Below are 19165 nucleotides of genomic sequence, written 5' to 3' on the forward strand. Positions count from 1 at the left end.
GGAGGGTCGCCATGCGGCCATGGTGCGCCGGCTGCGGCCGGGGGAGCCGGTCGACGTGACCGACGGTCTCGGCCGTGCGGTGGAGTGCGAGGTCGTTGCCGCCCGGCGGGATGAGATCGACTGCGCGGTCCGGCGCCGGGTCGCCGCCGCGGCCCCGAGCCCCCGACTGGTTGTCGTGCAGGCCCTTGCCAAGGGGGATCGGGGCGAGCGGGCGGTGGAGATGCTGACCGAGGTCGGTGTCGACGAGATCGTCCCGTGGTCGGCGGCCCGGTCCGTGGCCCGCTGGGAGGGTGTCCGTGGCGTGCGGGCCCGGGAACGCTGGGTCAGAGCCGCGGAGGAGGCGTCGAAGCAGTCCCACCGACTGCACTGGCCGGTGGTGGGCGAGTTGGCCGGCCTGAAGGAGGTTGTCGAGCGGGTGCGGGCGGCGGCGCTTGCCGTCCTCCTGCACGAGGAGGCGACCATCCCGTTGGTTGGCCTGGCCCGCTCGGTTGAGGTGTCGGAGCGAGTGGCTCCGGCCGCCTCGGCGGCGGAGCTGGTGCTCGTCGTGGGCCCCGAGGGAGGGGTGTCCGAGTTGGAACTGGCCACGCTGGGCGAGGCCGGAGCGATCGTGTCGCGGCTCGGTTCGACGGTGCTGCGCACATCCACCGCCGGCGTCGTGGCCGCGGCGGTCGTGTTCGCGGACCTCGGTCGTTGGGACGGCCCGGCGCGATGATGGATAGACTGGTCAGGTAGCGTCCGTGGTCCGCCTCGCTGGGCGGTCCCTCCGGCTGGAGGGGTTCTGTCCGGTGTCGGCCGTCCGCGCCGCGCCACCCACCGCGATCATCAATCCTGAGAGGTGCCCCGGCCTCGCTGGCCGCTCTTTATGCCCGAATCCGTTACGCCACCCGTCGCGCCCGACACCAGGGTCCAGACGCGCATTGTCGTACCCGGTCCGCACAGCATGGTGAGTCTGCTCGGTCACCAGGATCAGCTGCTCCGTACCATCGAGAAGGCTTTCTCCTCGGATATCCACGTGCGTGGCAACGAGATCACCATTACCGGCGCTCCGGCTGAGAACGAGCTCGCCGCCAGGTTGTTCGCTGAGCTCATCGCGCTGCTCGACGCCGGGACGGAGCTCAGCCCGCAGCATGTCGACCATTCGCTGGCGATGCTGCGCAGCGGCGCCGAGGAGCGGCCGGCCGAGGTTCTCACCCTCAACATCCTCTCCAGCCGGGGCCGGACGATACGGCCGAAGACGCTGAACCAGAAGCGGTACGTCGACGCGATCGACCAGCACACCATCGTTTTCGGGATCGGGCCGGCCGGCACCGGCAAGACCTACCTCGCCATGGCGAAGGCCGTTCAGGCGTTGCAGGCCAAGAAGGTGAACCGGATCATTCTGACCCGCCCCGCGGTCGAGGCGGGGGAACGCCTCGGGTTCCTGCCGGGGACCCTGTACGAGAAGATCGATCCCTACCTGCGGCCGCTCTACGACGCGCTGCATGACATGATCGATCCGGACTCGATCCCGCGGCTGATGCAGAGCGGCACGATCGAGGTGGCCCCACTGGCCTACATGCGCGGCCGGACGCTGAACGACGCCTTCATCATCCTCGACGAGGCCCAGAACACCTCGCCGGAACAGATGAAGATGTTCCTTACCCGGCTCGRCTTCGGCGCGAAGATCGTCGTTACCGGGGACGTGACCCAGGTCGACCTCCCCAGCGGCACCCGCAGCGGGCTGCGGGTGGTCCGGGAGATCCTCGACGGCCTCGGCGACGTCCATTTTGCATCCCTGACCAGCTCCGATGTGGTTCGGCACCGGCTCGTGAGCGAGATCGTCGACGCCTACGCCCGCTGGGACGCGGCCAGTGCGCCGCCACCCGCTCCGGCCCGGTCTGYTCGTCGGGACCGACGGTGACCGTTGCCGCGGTCGGAGAGGACCGCTGATGGCCGTATTCGTTGCCAACGAGTCGGGCGCGAGTGACGTCGACGAGGTGAGGCTGGCCGCGCTCGCCCGGTTCGTGCTCGACGCCATGAAGGTGAACCCGCTCGCCGAGCTCTCGGTGATGCTGGTAGAGCCGAAGGCGATGACCGATCTGCACGTCCGGTACATGGGCGAGGAGGGTCCGACCGACGTCCTGTCCTTCCCGCAGGACGATGCCTTTGACGCCTCGTGGTCGGAGTCGGTCGACGACGATCCGACTACCCTGMTCGGCGACGTCGTGCTGTGCCCGGACGTCGCGCGGCGGCAGGCGGAGCAGGCCGGTCACTCCTTCGATCGCGAGCTGTCCCTGCTGTGCACCCACGGCATCCTGCACCTGCTCGGCTACGACCACGCCGAGCCGGACGAGGAACGCGAGATGTGGAAGGTACAGAGCCAGCTGCTCGCGTCGTGGGACGGCGCGGACGGCGCGGACGGCGCGGACGGCGCCCGCGGTGCCGCGGACGGTGCCGCGGACGGCGGCGAGGGCCGCCGTGGTGACCAGGGCCGCCGTGGTGACCAGGGCCGTGGCGGTGGCGCCGGAGAGCCCCCTGCCGCGCCCGCACGCTGACCCGGCACAAGGGGGTCCGCATGAGTTCCGGTGATCTTTTTCTCGTCTTCATCGCCGTGATGGGCTCGCTTGCCGCGGCGGGTCTCGGCGGCATCGACGCGGCCCTGACCCGGGTCTCCCGGGTGACGGTCGAGGGTTTCTCCCGCCAGGGCCGGGCCGGCGCCCGGAACCTGGCGACCGTCGTGGCCGATCCGGGCCGCTACCTCGCGCTGCTGCTGCTCCTGCGCATCGTCGCGGAGATGCTCGCCGCGGCCTGTATCACGGTGCTGTTCGTGCACGCCTACGGGGCCGGGTTCGCCGCGATCGGCCTCGGGACGCTGGCCTCGACCCTGGTCGCGTACATCCTCGTCGGGGTGATGTTCCGCACCCTGGGCCGCCAGCACGCCCCTGCGGTGGCGTTGGCCAGCGCCGGTCTCACGGTCCGGCTGGCGCGGATCTTCGGGCCGTTGCCCCGGCTGCTGATCGCGTTCGGCAACGCGGTCACCCCCGGTCCTGGTTTCCGGGATGGTCCCTTCGCATCCGAGGCCGAGCTGCGCGATCTCGTCGACCTCGCCGAGGAGAACGAGGTCATCGAGCGTGAGGAACGCGACATGATCGCGTCGGTGTTCGAGCTCGGGGACACCCTGGTGCGCGAGGTGATGGTGCCGCGTCCGGACATGGTCTTCATCGAGTCGACGAAGACCGTCCGGCAGGCTCTCGCGCTGGCCCTGCGCAGCGGCTTCTCGCGGATCCCCGTCATCGGGGAGAGCGTCGACGACGTGGTGGGGATCGCCTTCCTCAAGGACATGGTCCGCCGGGAACGGGAGGGGGGCGAGGATGGTGCGATCGCCGAGATCATGCGTTCACCCGCACTCGTGCCCGAGAGCAAGCCCGCGGACGACCTGCTCCGTGAGATGCAGGCGTCGCGTACCCACATGGCGATCGTCATCGACGAGTACGGTGGAACCGCCGGACTCGTCACCATCGAGGACATCCTTGAGGAGATCGTCGGTGAGATCACCGACGAGTACGACAACGAGGTTCCGCCGGTGGAGTGGATCGACGCCAACACCGCGCGGGTGACCGCCCGGCTCGACGTCGACGATCTGGCGAAGCTGTTTGACTTCGACGTGGACGACCTGCCCGGTGCGGATGACAGCCTCACCGTCGGTGGCCTGCTGGCCACGGCCCTGGGACGGGTGCCCATCCCGGGTGCGACGGTCACGGTCGGTGGGTTGCGGCTGTCGGCGGAACGGGCCGCCGGCCGGCGTAACCAGATTGGCACCGTGGTCGTCCAGCGGTTGCCGCATCCGTCGAACGGCGACGACGGCTCGCCGCCTCCCCGATCCGACGACGGCGGCGAACCCGTGCGCAGCTCGTCGTCGGACAGAAAGGTGAATTCGTGACCGCCGACGCGACCCGGTCGGGAACCGTGCCTGCCGATGGCAACTCGGCCGACGGCGCCCCGGCTCTCGACCTCGCCGCAGAGGACGCGAAGCTCGTGGTGCTGGCCAGGGCGGCGCGGCTGCGTGCCTACGCCCCCTCKGGCGACCCTGCGGAGGGTGCGGCRCTGCGCGACACCGACGGTCGCACCTACGCGGCGGCGACTCTCGGCCTGGGCCGGGCCGAGCTAGCGATCTCGGCGCTGCGCGCGGCGGTGGCCGCCGCGGTCTCCAGCGGCGCCCGCCGGTTCGAAGCCGCCGCGGTGGTCACGCAGAAGGACGAGCTCGACCGCGCCGACCTGGCGACGTTGGCCGAGTTCGGCGCCGGGATCCCGGTGTTCCTCGCCGGCTCGGACGGCGTCGCCCGGACCAGGGTGACCACCTAGCGTGTCGACAACGACCTCGGTGCCGTTCCGGGCCGGCTTCGCCTGCCTCGTCGGACGACCCAACGCCGGCAAGTCGACGCTGACGAACGCGCTGGTAGGGACGAAGGTCGCCATCACCAGCGGGCGACCACAGACCACTCGGCACGCCATCCGCGGCATCGTCCACCGCGACGACGCCCAGCTCGTCCTGGTCGACACCCCGGGGTTGCACCGGCCGCGCACGCTGCTCGGGCAGCGGCTCAATGACGTGGTGCGGGCCACGCTGTCCGAGGTCGACGTCGTCGGTTTCTGCATGCCCGCGGACGAGCCGGTCGGCCGGGGGGACCGCTTCATCGCCGAGGAGCTGTCCCGRCTGCCCAAGCGCACCCCGGTGGTCGCCATCCTCACCAAGACAGACCGGGTCGCCGATCCCGATCGGATCGGCGCCCGCCTGCTCGAGATCGCCGGGCTCGGCGAGTTCAGTGACATCGTTCCAGTCAGCGCGGTGCGCTCCTACCAGGTCGCCGTGCTTGCCGACGTGCTTGTCGCCCGGCTGCCCGCCGGGCCCGCGCTGTACCCCGGTGGGGAGCTGACCGACGAACCGGAACAGGTGATGGTCGCCGAACTCGTCCGTGAGGCCGCGTTGGAGGGGGTCCGCGACGAGTTGCCGCACTCGCTCGCCGTCGTGGTGGAGGAGATGGTCTCCCGGGAGGGCAGGCCGGCGCAGCGTCCTCTCCTCGACGTCCGGGTGAACGTCTTCGTCGAGCGGCCCAGCCAGAAGGCGATCGTCATCGGGACCGGCGGATCCCGCCTCAAGGAGGTCGGTTCCCGCGCCCGCACGCAGATCGAGGCGCTGCTCGGTACCCCGGTCTTCCTCGATCTACATGTCAAGGTCGCCAAGGACTGGCAGCGCGATCCGCGCCAGCTGCGTCGCCTGGGGTTCTGAGCCGGCTCGCCGCCGGCCCCACCGAGGCGCCGTCAGCACCGCATCCATGCCGCATCCATGCCGCAATGTACTGCCATACCTACCCCCCGGCTATGGACCGGGATGTCCTGCGGGTTCCTCAGGAGAACATCCGGCCGGTACCGGCCATCTGCCGGGCGACCTCGCTTCACCGCATGAACTCGGGACCGTGCAACCATGGGCGGGTGCCGGTGTATCGCGACRAAGGTGTCGTCCTACGCACGGCCCCCCTCGCCGAGGCCGACCGCATCATCACCGTGCTCACCCGTCGGACCGGTYGGGTGCGGGCCGTCGCCAAGGGTGTCCGCAAGACGTCCTCGCGGTTCGGGTCGCGGCTGGAGCCGGGCACGTACGTCGATCTGCTGCTGCATTCCGGCCGGGCGCTGGACACGGTCACCCAGGCGGACATCATCTCTCCCTACGGCGCCACGATCGCCGTTGACTACCCGAGGTACACTGCGGCCGCGGTGATGCTCGAGACCGCCGAGCGGTTGACCAGCGAGGAACGCCAGCCCGCCCTGCGGCTGTTCCTCCTGCTCGTGGGTGGTCTGCGTACGCTCGCCGGCGACGAGCGCCCACCCGCGCTCGTCCTCGACGCGTTCCTGTTGCGGGCGCTCGCGGTGTCCGGGTATGGGATGGCCCTGGACCACTGCGCGCGTTGCGGTGGGCCCGGGCTGCACCTGTCGTTGTCCGTGCCGGGCGGCGGCGTAGTGTGCCCGCAATGTCGCCCGCACGGTGCGGCGTCGGTGTCCGCGGGTGCGGTGCGGCTGCTCGCGGATCTGTTGCGCGGTGACTGGGACGGTGCACTGGTCAGTGACGCCCGCGCCCGGCGGGAGGCCGGTGGCATCGCCGCCGCCTATCTCCAGTGGCATCTCGAACGCGGGCTTCGCGCACTGCCTTATCTGGAGAGGGCGTGACGCGGCCGGGCGCCGTGGTGGAGGTCTTGCGTGTGGGCCGGGACGGTCATCCCGGCGAGGCGGGCCGGGCGGCCTGGGTGCGACCGSCGGGGAACGGGACCATGAGAGCGGGACGGCGGTGGGACGGGCCGTGGCGGAAGGACGAGGACGGACATGGTGAGGCGGAAAGCGGCGGTGGGTGCGTCCGGCGCGACCCGGCGCCGACGGGGGGACGATGTGGTGATGGCTGGGACCGGCAGGACGGATTGCGGCGTGAAGCCGCCCCGGACGGGTGCGGGGAGGTAGGCGGTGGCGCTGCGTAATGGTGTGAAGACGCGGTTTCGCGATCCGCATCCCCATCCCTCCGGCGCGCGACCTCCGGTCCTGCCGTCGCGTCTCGTCCCGCGGCATGTGGGCATCGTCATGGACGGCAACGGACGGTGGGCGAAGATGCGCGGGCTGGCGCGAACAAAAGGACACGAGGCCGGCGAGGACGCCCTGTTCGACTGCGTCGAGGGCGCGATCGAGCTCGGGGTCCGATGGTTGTCGGTGTTCGCTTTCTCCACGGAGAACTGGAAACGGTCACCGGACGAGGTGGCGTTCCTGATGCGCTTCACCGACGGGGTGTTCGGCCGGCGCATCGAGGACATGCACGCGCTCGGTGTGCGGGTTCGCTGGGCGGGTCGTCGTCCCCGGCTGTGGGGGAACGTGATCAGGCGGCTGGAGTCGTCCGAGGAACGTACCCGTGACAACGACCGGCTCACCTTGGTGATGTGCGTGAACTACGGCGGCCGGGCCGAGATCGCCGATGCCGCGGCGGCGATCGCCCGGGACGTGCGGGAGGGCCGGCTGCGCGTCGATCGGATCGATGAGGCGACCATCGGCCGTTACCTGGACGAGCCCGACATGCCCGATCTGGACCTCGTCATTCGGACTTCCGGGGAGCAGAGGCTCAGCAACTTCCTGCTCTGGCAGGCCGCCTATGCCGAGTTCTAGTTCGTCGAGACGCTCTGGCCGGACTTCGACCGGCGCGATCTGTGGTCCGCCTGTGAGGACTTCGCCCGACGGGACCGGCGCTACGGCGGAACCGTCGCCCATCACGTCTGATGCCCGTGCCCGACGTTCCGACCGTGCCCGACGTTCCGACCGTGCCCGACGTTCCGACCGTGCCCGACGTTCCGACCGTGCCCGACGTTCCGACCGGACCCGACGTTCCGACCGGACCCGACGCTTCCACCGTGCCCGACTGGGCGGCGCCGACGGCCGGTGCTCCGGTCGTCGCCCAGATCGCCTTCGCCGTGCCCGGGGACGCCGTACCGGGGGACGCCGTGCCGGGCGGGGCGGGGTTCGCCGCGGCGGCACGTCCGGCGCTTGACGCGCTCGCCCGGGCCCCGGGATTTCGTGGTGGGCGGATCGCCCAGGCGCTCGACGAACCCGGCTCGTGGCTGATGACCACCGAGTGGGACGGGCCGGGCGCGTGGCGTCGCGCGTTGTCCGCCTTCGAGGTGCGATACGCGCTGACGCCGCTGCTCGTCTTCGCGGTTGACGGGCCTGGCACCTTCGAGGTGCTGGTGTCGGTGGACGGGCCGGGCGGCTCGGCGCGGACCCATCGGTCCGACCGTACGCCGGACGCCGACACCGCGGCCCCCGGCGAGCCGCCGCGCTCCGTCGGTGCGCCGGGCGCCGGCCGGCCGTGACCAACCGCGGGATTGTCGGTGGGTACCGGTAGCCTCGACTCAGCATCATGGAATCTACGATCTATGGATTGTGGATCTATGATTTGCAGATCTATTGATCATGAATCTATGGATCATGGATTCGGAGTGTCGATGTCCCGTGGACAGTCCCCTCMCTGATCGCCTGACCGCTCTCTTCGGACACCGGTCGCCGGCGGACCGGTGTCCGGTCCCCGGAGCCGGGGTGTCCCGCACCACTCGTGACCGCGACAGCGAAATGCCGAGGCTCGCTCGATGTTGACCATGCAGGACGCGCTGCTGGCGCTGACCCGTTACTGGACCGACCGCGGCTGCATGATCGTACAGCCGTTCAACACCGAGGTCGGCGCCGGTACGCTCAACCCAGCCACGGTGCTGCGGGTGCTCGGACCGGAGCCGTGGCGGGTCGCGTACGTCGAACCTTCGGTCCGTCCCGACGACTCCCGCTACGGCCACAACCCGAACCGGCTGCAGACCCACACCCAGTTCCAGGTCATCCTCAAACCGGATCCGGGTAACCCCCAGGAGCTCTACCTGGGTAGCCTCGCGGCGCTCGGCATCGACACCGCCGCCCACGATGTCCGGTTCGTCGAGGACAACTGGGCCTCGCCCGCGTTCGGTGCCTGGGGGCTGGGCTGGGAGGTCTGGCTCGACGGCCTGGAGATCACCCAGTTCACCTACTTCCAGCAGGCCGGTGGCCAGACGCTCGACACCGTCAGCGTCGAGATCACCTATGGCGTGGAACGCATCCTCATGGCCCTGCAGGGCGTCCGCCACTTCAGCGAGATCGCTTACGCCCCCGGCATCTCCTACGGCGAGGTGTTCGGCCAGGCCGAGTACGAGATGTCCCGGTACTACCTCGACGACGCCGACATCGACACCGTGCGCCGGCTCTACGCCGACTACGCCGCCGAGGCCCGCCGGCTCATCGACGCCCGGCTGCCCGTCCCCGCGCACTCCTACGTGCTGAAGTGCTCGCACGCCTTCAACATCCTCGACTCCCGGGGCGCGGTCTCTACCACCGAGCGGGCCACCTCCTTCGCGCAGATGCGTGGACTGTCGCGGGAGGTCGCGACGCTGTGGCGGGACCGTCGCGAGGAGCTCGGCCATCCCCTCGGGGCGGCTTCCCCGCCACCGGCCGCGGTGCCCGCCGCGGTGACCACCCGGGCCGAGGAGCCGGCCACCCTGCTGTTCGAGATCGGGACGGAGGAGCTCCCGGCGGCCGAGGTGACCCGGACCGTCGAGGCGGTGCGCGCCGGCCTCGTTGAGCGGCTGGCGGCCACCCGCCTCACGCACGGTGCGGTCCGGGTGCTGGGCACTCCCCGGCGCATCGTGGCGATCGTTGACGAGGTGGCGCCCCGGGAGCCGGACGTCGAGCGGGTCGTCCGCGGCCCGCGCGTCTCGGCCGCCTACGACGCCGCCGGCGCGCCGACGAAGGCCGCCGTCGGGTTCGCGCGTGGTCAGGGTGCGGATCCCGCCGGCCTCCAGGTCGTCACCCACCGCGGTGTCGAGCATGTCGCGCTCGTGCGCACCGAGGCCGGCCGGGACGCCGCCCGGGTGCTGGCCGGGGTGCTCGGTGAGCTGGTGGTGGGGCTGCGCGCGGAGCGCAACATGCGCTGGAACGATCCGACCTTGTCGTTCAGCCGGCCGGTGCGCTGGCTGCTCGCCCTGCTCGGCGAGACCGTGGTGCCGGTGACGGTGTCGACGCTCGCGGCCGGTCGGACCACCCGCGGCCACCGGSGGGCCGGCTCCCCGCCGCTGGACGTGCCGAGCGCGTCCGGCTACCCAGAACTGCTCGCTGCCCGGTCGATCCTGCTCGACCCGGTGGTTCGCCGCGAGCTCGTCGTCGAGGAGGCGGCCAAGCTCACCGCGGACTCCGGCGGTCACATCGACCTCGTCGCCGAGGCGGACGTGCTCACCGAGGTGGYGAACCTCGTCGAGTTCCCGTGCCCGATCCTCGGGTCCTTCGAGGAACGCTTTCTGGACCTGCCGGCGGAGATCCTCACCACCGTCATGCGCAAGCACCAGCGCTACCTGCCGGTGCGTGACGCCGCCGGGCGGCTGCTGCCGTCGTTCGTAGCCGTCGCCGATGGTAAAGTCGACCAAGCGCTGGTCCGCGCCGGCAACGAGGACGTCATCCGGGCCCGGTTCACCGACGCCGCGTTCTTCTACGACGCCGACATCACGGTGCCACTCGAGACGTTCCGGGCGGAGCTCGCGAAGCTGACGTTCGAGCAGCGGCTCGGCTCCGTCGCGGACCGGGCCGACCGCATCGCGGCGCTGGCGCGTGACCTCGCCGAGGAGATCGACCTCGGTGAGGACGACCGGGCCACCCTGGACCGGGCGGCCGCGCTCGCCAAGTTCGATCTGGCCACCCAGATGGTCATCGAGCTGTCGAGCCTCGCCGGCACGATGGCGCGGGAGTATGCCCGCCGGGCCGGTGAGCCCGAGGCGGTCGCCGTCGCCCTCTTTGAGATGGAGCTGCCCCGCCGGGCCGGTGACCAGCTGCCCGATACCGCCCCCGGTGGCCTGCTGGCCCTCGCCGACCGGCTCGATCTGCTTGTCGGGCTGTTCGCRCTCGACGCGGCCCCCACGGGGAGTTCGGATCCGTTCGGGTTGCGCCGGGCCGCGCTCGGGGTCGCCGCGATCCTGGGCAGCCGGCCTGAGCTCGCCGGCCTCACCGTCACCGGCGCGCTGGCCCGCGCCGCCCGGCTCACCCCGGTGCCGGTGTCCGCCGAGGCGCTCGAGGCCGCCGAGACGTTTGTCCGTGGCCGCTACGTCCAGCAACTACTCGATACCGGAGTGGACCACCGCCTGGTCGGCGCGGTCGGGCCGCTCACCGGCACGCCGGCCCGCGCGGCCGCCACCTTGGTGACACTGCGGCAGCTCGTCCAGGGGGAGTCCGCACCCGCCGCCGGCTTCGCCGCCCTGGCCGCCGCGTTGCAGCGGGTCCGCCGGATCGTGCCGGCCGGGACCCCGGCGGTGCTCGACGCGCAGCGCCTCACCGAACCCGCCGAGATCGACCTGCTGGAGGTCGTGACGGCGCTCGTCCGGCGGCTCGCGTCCTCCGGCGCCGATTCGGCTGTCACCGCGGAGACGGCGGCCGGAGCGATCTCCCTTGATGAGCTGGTCGTCGCAGCCGGAGACCTGCCGGCCGCCGTCGACGCGTTCTTCGACGCGGTGATGGTGATGGCCGACGACCCGGCGGTGCGGGCGGCGCGGCTCGGTCTGCTGGCCTGGATCCGGGACCTGACGACCGGAGCTCTCGACTGGGAGGCTCTCGGCTCGCTGTCCGCCTCCGGTCGCTGATCATGGGCATTCTGGCTGCGCATACCGTTACCGCGGGTTAGCGTCTGGGTATCACTCCGGGGCGGAAGGGACGACCATGGCGCGCTACGTGTATGGCTTCCACCAGGGCAACAAGGACATGAAGGATCTTCTCGGTGGTAAGGGTGCGAACCTCGCCGAGATGACGAATCTCGGCCTGCCTGTCCCGCCCGGGTTCACTATCAGCACCCAGGCATGCCGGGAGTACCTTGCCGGCGGCGAACCGGTCGGGCTACGGGCGGAGATCGATCATCATCTTGCCACCCTGGAGACCGCCCGGGGACGGCGRCTCGGCCAGGCCGACGATCCGCTGCTGGTGTCGGTGCGTTCCGGCGCGAAGTTCTCCATGCCCGGGATGATGGACACCATTCTGAACATCGGCCTGACCGATCAGGCCGTYTTGGGCCTGGCCGAGCAGTCAGGTTCGCCGCGGTTCGCCTGGGACTCCTACCGCCGGCTGCTGGCCATGTTCGGCCGGACCGTCCTCGGCGTCGGCGAGCCGTCGTTCGACGCGGCCCTCGAGGCGGCGAAGCGGGCCAAGGGCACCAGTAGCGACCTCGACCTCGACGAGAACGACCTGCGGGCGCTCGTCGCGACCTACCAGCGGATCGTGCTCGAGCGCACCGGCCGCCCCTTCCCCCAGGATCCCCGCGAGCAGCTGGATCTCGCGATCCGAGCGGTGTTCGACTCCTGGAACGGGCCGCGGGCCCGGCTGTACCGCCGTACCGAGCGCATTCCGGACGATCTCGGGACGGCAGTGAGCGTCGTCGCGATGGTGTTCGGCAACCTTGGAACGGATTCGGGCACCGGGGTGGCCTTCACCCGGGATCCGGGCAGCGGCGAACCCGGCGTGTACGGAGACTATTTGCCCAATGCCCAGGGCGAGGATGTGGTGGCCGGGATCCGTAACCCGGTTCCCCTCGCCGAGCTGGAGCGGATCGACCCGGCATCCTTCACCGAACTGCGCGAGATCATGACGCGCCTGGAGAAGCACTACCGGGACCTGTGCGACATCGAGTTCACGATCGAACATGGCAGGTTGTGGATCCTGCAGACCCGCGTCGGCAAACGCACTGCCGCGGCGGCTTTCCGGATCGCCGCCATGCTCGCCGAAGGCGGTGTCATCGACGACGACGAGGCGCTGTGCCGGGTGAGCGGCGACCAGCTCGCCACCCTGATGTTCCCGCGCTTCGACGACACGGCCCGGCCCGCCCCGATCGCGACGGGAGTGAACGCCGCGCCCGGGGCGGCGGTGGGGGAGGCCGTCTTCGACGCCGCCGAGGCGGTGCGGGTGGCGGCCGAGGGCCGACCGGTCATCCTCGTCCGCCGCGAGACGAATCCCGATGACCTCGCGGGCATGCTCGCGGCGCGCGGAATCCTGACCTCCCGAGGCGGCCGGACGTCGCATGCCGCCGTCGTCGCCAGAGGATTGGGCCGGACCTGCGTGTGCGGGGCCGAGGAGATCGAGGTCGATCCCGCCGGTCGCCGCCTCACCACCGGGCGGGGCGTGGTCGTGCGGGAGGGGGACATCCTCTCCATCGACGGGACCATCGGCGCGGTATACCCCGGTTCCGTACCACTCGTCCCGTCACCAGTCGTCGAGTACTTCGAGGCCGGCCGTCCCGACCATCCCCGGCCGGGCGGGGACCTGGTCGCCGCCGTGGATCGGCTGATGCGGCACGCCGACCGGTCCCGCCGGCTGCGGGTCCGCGCGAATGCCGACACCGGGCCGGACGCCGCGCGGGCCCGCCGGTTCGGCGCCGCGGGCATCGGGCTGTGCCGCACCGAGCACATGTTCCTCGGGGATCGTCGTACCCTGGTCGAGCAGATGATCCTCGCGGGAACGCCGGCTGAGCGGACCGAGGCGCTCAGCCGGCTGCTTCCCCCGCAACGGGAGGATTTCGTCGAGATCTTCACCGCGATGGACGGTCTGCCCGTCACGGTCCGGCTGCTCGATCCGCCGTTGCACGAGTTCCTCCCGGACCTCACCGAGCTGTCCGTGTCGATCGCCGCCGCGGACGCCGCCGGAAGGCCGGTCGACGACGCCGACCGGGAGAGGCTGGCGGTCCTGCGCAGCATGCACGAGACCAACCCGATGCTGGGTCGCCGCGGCGTCCGACTCGCTCTCACCGTCCCGGGGCTGGTGGAACTGCAGGCGCGGGCGATCGCCGAGGCGCTGGTGCGCTGCCGCCGCGTAGGCGGTGATCCCCGTCCCGAGATCATGGTTCCGTTCATCTCCACCGCGACGGAGCTGGATGCCATCCGGGACCGGGTGCGCGGGGTGCTGGCCGAGGTCGGCACCGAGAGCGGCCTGGAGATCGACCTGCCGATCGGCACGATGATCGAGGTTCCGCGGGCGGCGCTCACCGCGGACCAGATCGCCCGCCGCGCCGAGTTCTTCTCGTTCGGCACCAACGACCTCACCCAGCTGCTCTGGGGTTTCTCCCGGGATGACGTCGAGGCATCGTTGCTGCCGCGCTACCTCGACCTCGGCATCCTCGCCGGGTCGCCGTTCGCGTCGGTGGACCGCGACGGGGTGGGCGCCCTGATGAGGACGGCGGTCCGGGCTGGGCGGGGCGCTCGGCCCGATCTCGGCCTCGGCGTCTGTGGCGAGCACGGCGGCGATCCCGATTCCGTGCACTTCTTCGCCGAACTCGGGCTCGACTACGTCTCCTGTTCGCCGTTCCGGGTGCCGGTGGCCCGGCTGGAGGCCGGGCGTGCCGCGGTTCTCGGCCGGTCGACGGTCGGGTGAGTTTCCGCCTGGCCCGTTTCCTGCCCTTTCCGGGCCGGGATCCCGATCGGGGCTGGGCGGATGAAGGGGGCAGTTGCCCTGTGATGTCGGTCGTGTGCCCATAGGGACGCTACTGTTCGTTCGTGTGGGCCTGTCCCGTCCTCGTCTCATCGTCAACCCGTTTCGCGTGACCTGGTACCGCGTGCCATGGTGGCGTTGGATGATGCGGGCGGTGGCGGCTGTCCTCCTCGGCATCATGGTTCTCGCCGTGGTGACGTTTCTGCAGGTCTGGTGGGTGGGCAGGGAGGATCACCGGCCCCGGTCCGACGTCCTCGTGGTGCTCGGTGCTTCGCAGTACGACGGGCGTCCCTCGGCGGTCCTCGCCGCCCGTCTCGACCACGTGCTGGAGCTCTACCGGGAGGGAATCGCCCCTCAGGTGATCACAGTCGGTGGGAAGCAGCCGGGCGACCGTTACACCGAGGGCGAGGCCAGTGCGACCTATCTGCGGCAGCGGGGTATCCCCCCGGATCGGGTGCTCGTCCTACCCGAGGGTTCGAACACGCTCGGGTCGCTGACCGCCGTAGCCGGGTTGATGAACTCGCGGCACTGGCACACCGCCGTGCTGGTCACCGATCCCTGGCACAGCCTGCGTTCTCGGACGATGGCCCGTGACCTCGGTGTTGACGCCGTCACCTCCCCGGCCGACCGGGGGCCGGCCGTCCACGGCTTCGGCACGCAGGTCCGGTACATCATCCGCGAGGGGATCGGTTACCGGTGGTACCAGCTCTTCCGCCAGGCATCACCACCTTCGGCGACCACCCGGGCCGTCTGACACCGGGTCGACGTTCGTCGGCAGCAGCGGATACGAACCCGTGACGCCTCTGACATATCAACGCCCGCTTCGGCCCTCTTTGCCGTCGGCCGCCGCTGATACGGTTCGGATCGCCGGGTGAGGGGGTAGTGCGACACGTGGTAGTGAGGCAAAGCGGCGGAGTCGGCTGCCCGCGGCGCGAGAGAACCCTCCGGAGATTACCTTCCGGGTGTGGAACGACACTGTAAGGAGACTGGTGTGGCAACTCCCGTATCCGAGAGCACGGTCGGGACGGCCGACCTGGAGACGGTTCGGGAACTCGCGCAGCAACTGCGGGTCGACTCGGTGCGCAGCAGCACCTCGGCGGGTTCCGGGCATCCCACCTCGTCGATGTCGGCCGCGGACGTGCTGGCGGTTCTCGTCGCGCGCCACCTTCGGTACGACTGGGACAACCCGGCGGACCCGGCGAACGATCATCTGATCTTTTCGAAGGGGCACGCATCCCCGCTGATCTACTCCATCTTCAAGGCGGTCGGGGTCGTCGGTGACGACGAGTTGATCAATGGTTACCGCCGTTTCGGTGAGCGGCTTCAGGGCCACCCGACGCCTGTCCTGCCGTGGGTCGACGTCGCGACCGGGTCGCTCGGGCAGGGCCTGCCCGACGGCGTGGGCGTCGCGCTCGCCGGTAAGTACCTGGACAAGGTGCCCTACCGGGTCTGGGTGATCTGCGGTGACAGCGAGATGGCGGAGGGCTCGGTCTGGGAGGCACTGGACAAGGCCTCCTACTACAACCTCTCCAACCTCATCGCGATCGTCGACGTCAACCGGCTCGGCCAGCGCGGCCCGACCGAGCTCGGCTGGGACCTCGACACCTACGCCAGGCGGGTGGAGTCCTTCGGCGCCCGCGCGGTCGTCGTTGACGGCCACGACATCGCCGCGATCGACGCGGTGCTCGCCGACGCCGAGGACGTCACCCGGCCGACCGTCATCCTCGCCCGCACCCGCAAGGGCGAGGGCTTCTCCGAGACCGCGGACGTCGAGGGCTGGCACGGCAAGCCGTTCCCCGCCGACATGGCCGACCGCGCCATCGCCGAGCTCGGCGGCCTGCGCGACCTGCGGGTTCGCGGTCCGGTGCCGCCCGCGGACCTCCCCCGACCGGCGCCGGTCGAGCGGCCCGTCATCACACTGCCCACCTACGATCTCGGCGCCAAGGTGGCGACTCGGCGCGCCTACGGCCAGGCGCTCGCCGCGCTCGGAGCCCGCACCGACGTGGTGGCGCTCGACGCGGAGGTCAGCAACTCGACCTACTCCGAGGACTTCGCCAAGATCTACCCGGACCGCTTCTTCGAGATCTTCATCGCCGAGCAGCAGCTCGTCGCGGCGGCGGTCGGGCTGTCGGTGCGTGGCTACGTGCCCTTCGCCTCCACGTTCGCGGCGTTCTTCTCCCGGGCCTACGACTTCATCCGGATGGCGGCGATCTCCCAGGCCGACATCCGGCTGTCCGGCAGCCACGCGGGAGTCGAGATCGGCGCCGACGGGCCGTCGCAGATGGYGCTCGAGGACATCGCCATGATGCGGGCGGTCGGCGGCTCGACKGTGCTCTACCCGAGCGATGCGACGTCCGCCGCGAAGCTCGTCGAGGCGATGGCGGATCTGCCCGGGGTCAGCTACCTGCGCACCACCCGTGGAGCCTACCCCGTGCTCTATGGCCCGGACGAGCCGTTTGCCCCCGGTGGTTCCAAGGTGCTCCGCCGATCGAATGCCGACACCGTCACGCTCATCGGTGCCGGTGTCACCCTGCACGAGTCGCTGGCCGCGGCGGACACCCTCGTGGCCGAGGGGATCGCGGCCCGCGTGATCGACCTGTATTCCGTGAAGCCGGTCGACGCGGCGACGCTCGCCGACGCCGCCCAGGCCACCGGCGGGCGCATCGTCGTCACCGAGGATCACTACCCGGAGGGTGGACTGGCCAGCGCGGTGCTGGAAGCGCTCAGCGACGGCGGCGTGCCGCTGTCGGTCCGTCATCTCGCGGTGCGGTCGCTGCCGGGTTCCGGGACGTCTCAGGAGCTCCTGGACGCGGCCGGCATCTCCGCGAGGCACATCGTCGAGGCCGCCCGCGACCTGCTGCGCTGACCCGTCCAGGGCCGGCGGCCGGCGGTCGAGAAGGCACGAGGCTGGGACATCCGGTGGGACCGGGGGAGATCCCCCCGGYCCCACCAGGCCGTCCCTCAGTCGTCTCCGGCTGGGGCGGGTGCTCCACCGAAGGTCATGTCGACCAGGGTGAGGTAGAGCCGGTCTGGACGCGGCAGGAACTGGATCTTGGAAAGCGCCTGGTCCTGGCCGGCGGACTCCACGACGAACTCGCCGTACCCGAGCAACCGGYCAAGCGGATCCCGGTTGTACGTGAGATCCGTGATCTTGGAAAGTGGCATCGTCTGGACCTTGCGGAAAAAGATCCCGGACACCTTCAGGAGCCGTTTGTCGGTGATCATAAGGTGCTCGAACTRCCAGTCGGCGACCCTCCACAGCATCCTCAAGATCATGAAGAGGGCGAAGTACCACAGCAGCGTGGTGATGATGCCGGCGTCGACGTCCTGCGAGGCGAACAGGATGTTCGCCACGAGCGCGAGCAGTACGGCCCCGACGGTCTGCAGGAAGATGGGCAGCAGGACCGCCCAGTGCAACCGCACCATCATCACCAGGCGTTCCTGGGATGCGAGGTACTTGGTGTCGCGCTGAGCCAGGTCCGGAAGCTGGAGTCTCACCACGCCGGCAGTGTCCCAGACATCAAGAGTGGCCGGGTAGCCATTACAGAGCGGTATCGGTTACGAACTGGGACACCCCGTTACCGACGGACTGCAGCCAGTCGAAGGCGCGGCCGACGATACTGGCCGCGCTGTTGGGCGCGGTCACCACGAAGAAGATGAGGAACGCGATCGCCCCATACCTAATGATCTTGTCCACGGCAGGCCTCCGGGCCGATTCGGGGAAGGGTGCGCACAAAGTATCGCCGCTGAGCTCGATGGAGGTCGCGGAATCGCGCCGATACTCTCAAACTCGTGGTCAGTGAGTGGTATGACACCTCGGACACGGCCCGTCGGATCGTGGAACGCCCGAAGGCCACACCGGCTCAGYGTCGTCCCTTCGCCCGGGACCGAGCCCGGGTGCTGCACTCCAGCGCGCTGCGCAGGCTGGCGGGAAAAACCCAGGTCGTGGGCCCGCTCGACGACGACTTCCCGCGTACCCGGCTGACCCACTCCCTGGAGACCGCCCAGGTGGGCCGGGAGCTCGCCGAGGAACTGGGAGCGGACCCCGACCTGGTCGAGGCGGCGTGCCTCGCGCATGATCTGGGTCATCCCCCTTTCGGGYATAACGGCGAGCTGGCGCTTGACGAGGCCGCAGCCGCCTGCGGTGGCTTCGAGGGCAACGCCCAGAGTCTGCGCGAGCTGACCAGGCTCGAAGTCAAGATCGTCGACTGTGACGGTCGCAGCGCGGGCCTGAACCTTACCCGGGCGACCCTGGACGCGGCGACGAAGTACCCGTGGCCGCGCCGCCCTGGGCCCCGGGCGGACAGCACGAAGTTCGGCGCCTACGCCGACGACCTGTCCGTGCTCCGCTGGGTCCGGGAGGGCGCACCGGCCGCCCGGCGCTGTATCGAGACGCAGATCATGGACTGGGCGGACGACGTGGCCTATTCGGTGCACGACCTCGAGGACGGGGTCGTTGCCGGACACATCGATCTGGCCGCCCTCGACGATTCCGGCCGCCGGGCGGAGCTCGCCGCCGCGACCGCCGTCCGCTACCCGGGGCCGTCCGCCGAGGCGGTGGCGGCCGCCCTGGGCATCCTGCGGTCCCAGCCCTGGTGGGTCCGCTCCGAGATCACCTCGGCCCGGGGCCAGGCCGCTCTGCGGGCGATGACCAGCGAGCTCATCGCCCGGTTCGCGCACAGCGCGGTCCGTGCCACCCGGGCGTGCCATCCCGACGGTCCGCTGTGGCGCTATGGCGCGGATCTGGTGGTGGATCCGGACACCGTGGCCGAGTGCGCGGYGCTCAAGGGGGTCACCGCCTGGTATGTGATGGAGCGGCCGGGTGCCCGCGCCCGGCAGTCCCGGCAGCGGGAGGTGGTCGCGGAGCTCGTGGCGATGCTCTCCCGGGGCGCGCCGGACGTGCTCGAGCCGTCGTTGCGCGCGGCCTACCGCATGGCCGCTGACGATGCGGCACGGCTACGGGTCGTCATCGACCAGGTGGCGCGTCTGACCGACGCCAGCGCCGAGCGGCGGTATGCGTTGCTGTGTGGACGACCGGCGCCGCGGGTCCTGTGAGCCACGAGTCCGGTGTGCGGGGGACCCGGTGCGAGAGGGGTTCGGTGCGTGCCGGATCCGTACGTGGTGGGTCCGTGTC

General features: G+C 70.7%; 15 protein-coding genes and 1 pseudogene. 14 read left to right on the forward strand and 2 right to left on the reverse strand.

Features of this window, described 5'->3' with window-relative positions:
* Window positions 1-19 precede the first annotated feature (19 nt).
* From CcI156_RS04255 to CcI156_RS04315, 13 genes and pseudogenes are all read left to right on the forward strand, one after another.
* Window positions 20-712, forward strand: a complete 693-nt coding sequence (locus CcI156_RS04255; protein WP_011435710.1) for a 16S rRNA (uracil(1498)-N(3))-methyltransferase — start codon at window positions 20-22, stop codon at window positions 710-712.
* A 150-nt stretch (window positions 713-862) separates the two neighbouring features.
* On the forward strand, window positions 863-1900 hold the full coding sequence (locus tag CcI156_RS04260) for a PhoH family protein (RefSeq protein ID WP_076804369.1): 1038 nt from the start codon (window positions 863-865) through the stop codon (window positions 1898-1900).
* A gap of 28 nt (window positions 1901-1928) precedes the next feature.
* Window positions 1929-2534: an rRNA maturation RNase YbeY gene (gene ybeY, locus CcI156_RS04265; RefSeq protein WP_076804371.1), complete on the forward strand. Its 606-nt coding sequence runs from the start codon at window positions 1929-1931 to the stop codon at window positions 2532-2534.
* Window positions 2535-2554: 20 nt separating this feature from the next.
* The gene (locus CcI156_RS04270) at window positions 2555-3919 is read left to right on the forward strand and encodes a hemolysin family protein (protein ID WP_011435713.1); all 1365 of its coding nucleotides are present in this window, start codon (window positions 2555-2557) and stop codon (window positions 3917-3919) included.
* On the forward strand, window positions 3916-4341 hold the full coding sequence (locus CcI156_RS04275; protein WP_011435714.1) for a hypothetical protein: 426 nt from the start codon (window positions 3916-3918) through the stop codon (window positions 4339-4341). Before CcI156_RS04270 ends, CcI156_RS04275 begins: the two co-directional genes overlap by 4 nt.
* A 1-nt stretch (window position 4342) precedes the next feature.
* Window positions 4343-5266 carry a GTPase Era gene (gene era / locus CcI156_RS04280; RefSeq protein WP_011435715.1) on the forward strand — a complete coding sequence of 308 codons (924 nt, stop codon included), beginning with the start codon at window positions 4343-4345 and terminating at the stop codon, window positions 5264-5266.
* A gap of 203 nt (window positions 5267-5469) precedes the next feature.
* A complete protein-coding gene (gene recO, locus CcI156_RS04285; RefSeq protein ID WP_175637534.1) occupies window positions 5470-6201 on the forward strand; it encodes a DNA repair protein RecO in 732 nt (243 codons plus the stop codon).
* Window positions 6202-6489: 288 nt separating this feature from the next.
* Window positions 6490-7287: pseudogene (locus tag CcI156_RS04290) on the forward strand (isoprenyl transferase).
* Between the two features lie 23 nt (window positions 7288-7310).
* Entirely contained in the window at window positions 7311-7877 is a 567-nt protein-coding gene (locus CcI156_RS04295; protein WP_235608828.1) for an antibiotic biosynthesis monooxygenase, read from the forward strand.
* Between the two features lie 273 nt (window positions 7878-8150).
* Complete coding sequence (locus tag CcI156_RS04300; RefSeq protein WP_076804350.1) at window positions 8151-11204, forward strand: glycine--tRNA ligase; 3054 nt, start codon at window positions 8151-8153, stop codon at window positions 11202-11204.
* A 76-nt stretch (window positions 11205-11280) separates the two neighbouring features.
* Window positions 11281-13974, forward strand: a complete 2694-nt coding sequence (gene ppdK / locus CcI156_RS04305) for a pyruvate, phosphate dikinase (protein ID WP_011435720.1) — start codon at window positions 11281-11283, stop codon at window positions 13972-13974.
* 124 nt (window positions 13975-14098) lie between these two features.
* Window positions 14099-14785 carry a YdcF family protein gene (locus tag CcI156_RS04310; protein ID WP_035730080.1) on the forward strand — a complete coding sequence of 229 codons (687 nt, stop codon included), beginning with the start codon at window positions 14099-14101 and terminating at the stop codon, window positions 14783-14785.
* Between the two features lie 237 nt (window positions 14786-15022).
* Window positions 15023-16897, forward strand: coding sequence for a transketolase (locus CcI156_RS04315; RefSeq protein WP_076804351.1), 1875 nt, complete (start codon window positions 15023-15025; stop codon window positions 16895-16897).
* 95 nt (window positions 16898-16992) lie between these two features.
* On the opposite strand, the gene CcI156_RS04320 is transcribed toward CcI156_RS04315, so the two are convergent.
* On the reverse strand, window positions 16993-17532 hold the full coding sequence (locus CcI156_RS04320; protein WP_076804352.1) for a PH domain-containing protein: 540 nt from the start codon (window positions 17530-17532) through the stop codon (window positions 16993-16995).
* A 40-nt stretch (window positions 17533-17572) separates the two neighbouring features.
* Window positions 17573-17728 carry a hypothetical protein gene (locus CcI156_RS25420; protein WP_011435724.1) on the reverse strand — a complete coding sequence of 52 codons (156 nt, stop codon included), beginning with the start codon at window positions 17726-17728 and terminating at the stop codon, window positions 17573-17575.
* A 95-nt stretch (window positions 17729-17823) separates the two neighbouring features.
* On the opposite strand from CcI156_RS25420, the gene CcI156_RS04325 reads away from it, so the two are divergent.
* Entirely contained in the window at window positions 17824-19086 is a 1263-nt protein-coding gene (locus tag CcI156_RS04325) for a deoxyguanosinetriphosphate triphosphohydrolase (protein WP_076804353.1), read from the forward strand.
* The last annotated feature ends 79 nt before the right edge of the window (window positions 19087-19165 follow it).

The sequence above is a fragment of the Frankia sp. CcI156 genome, from assembly GCF_001983015.1.
In the GTDB taxonomy this organism is placed as follows: Bacteria; Actinomycetota; Actinomycetes; order Frankiales; family Frankiaceae; genus Frankia; species Frankia casuarinae.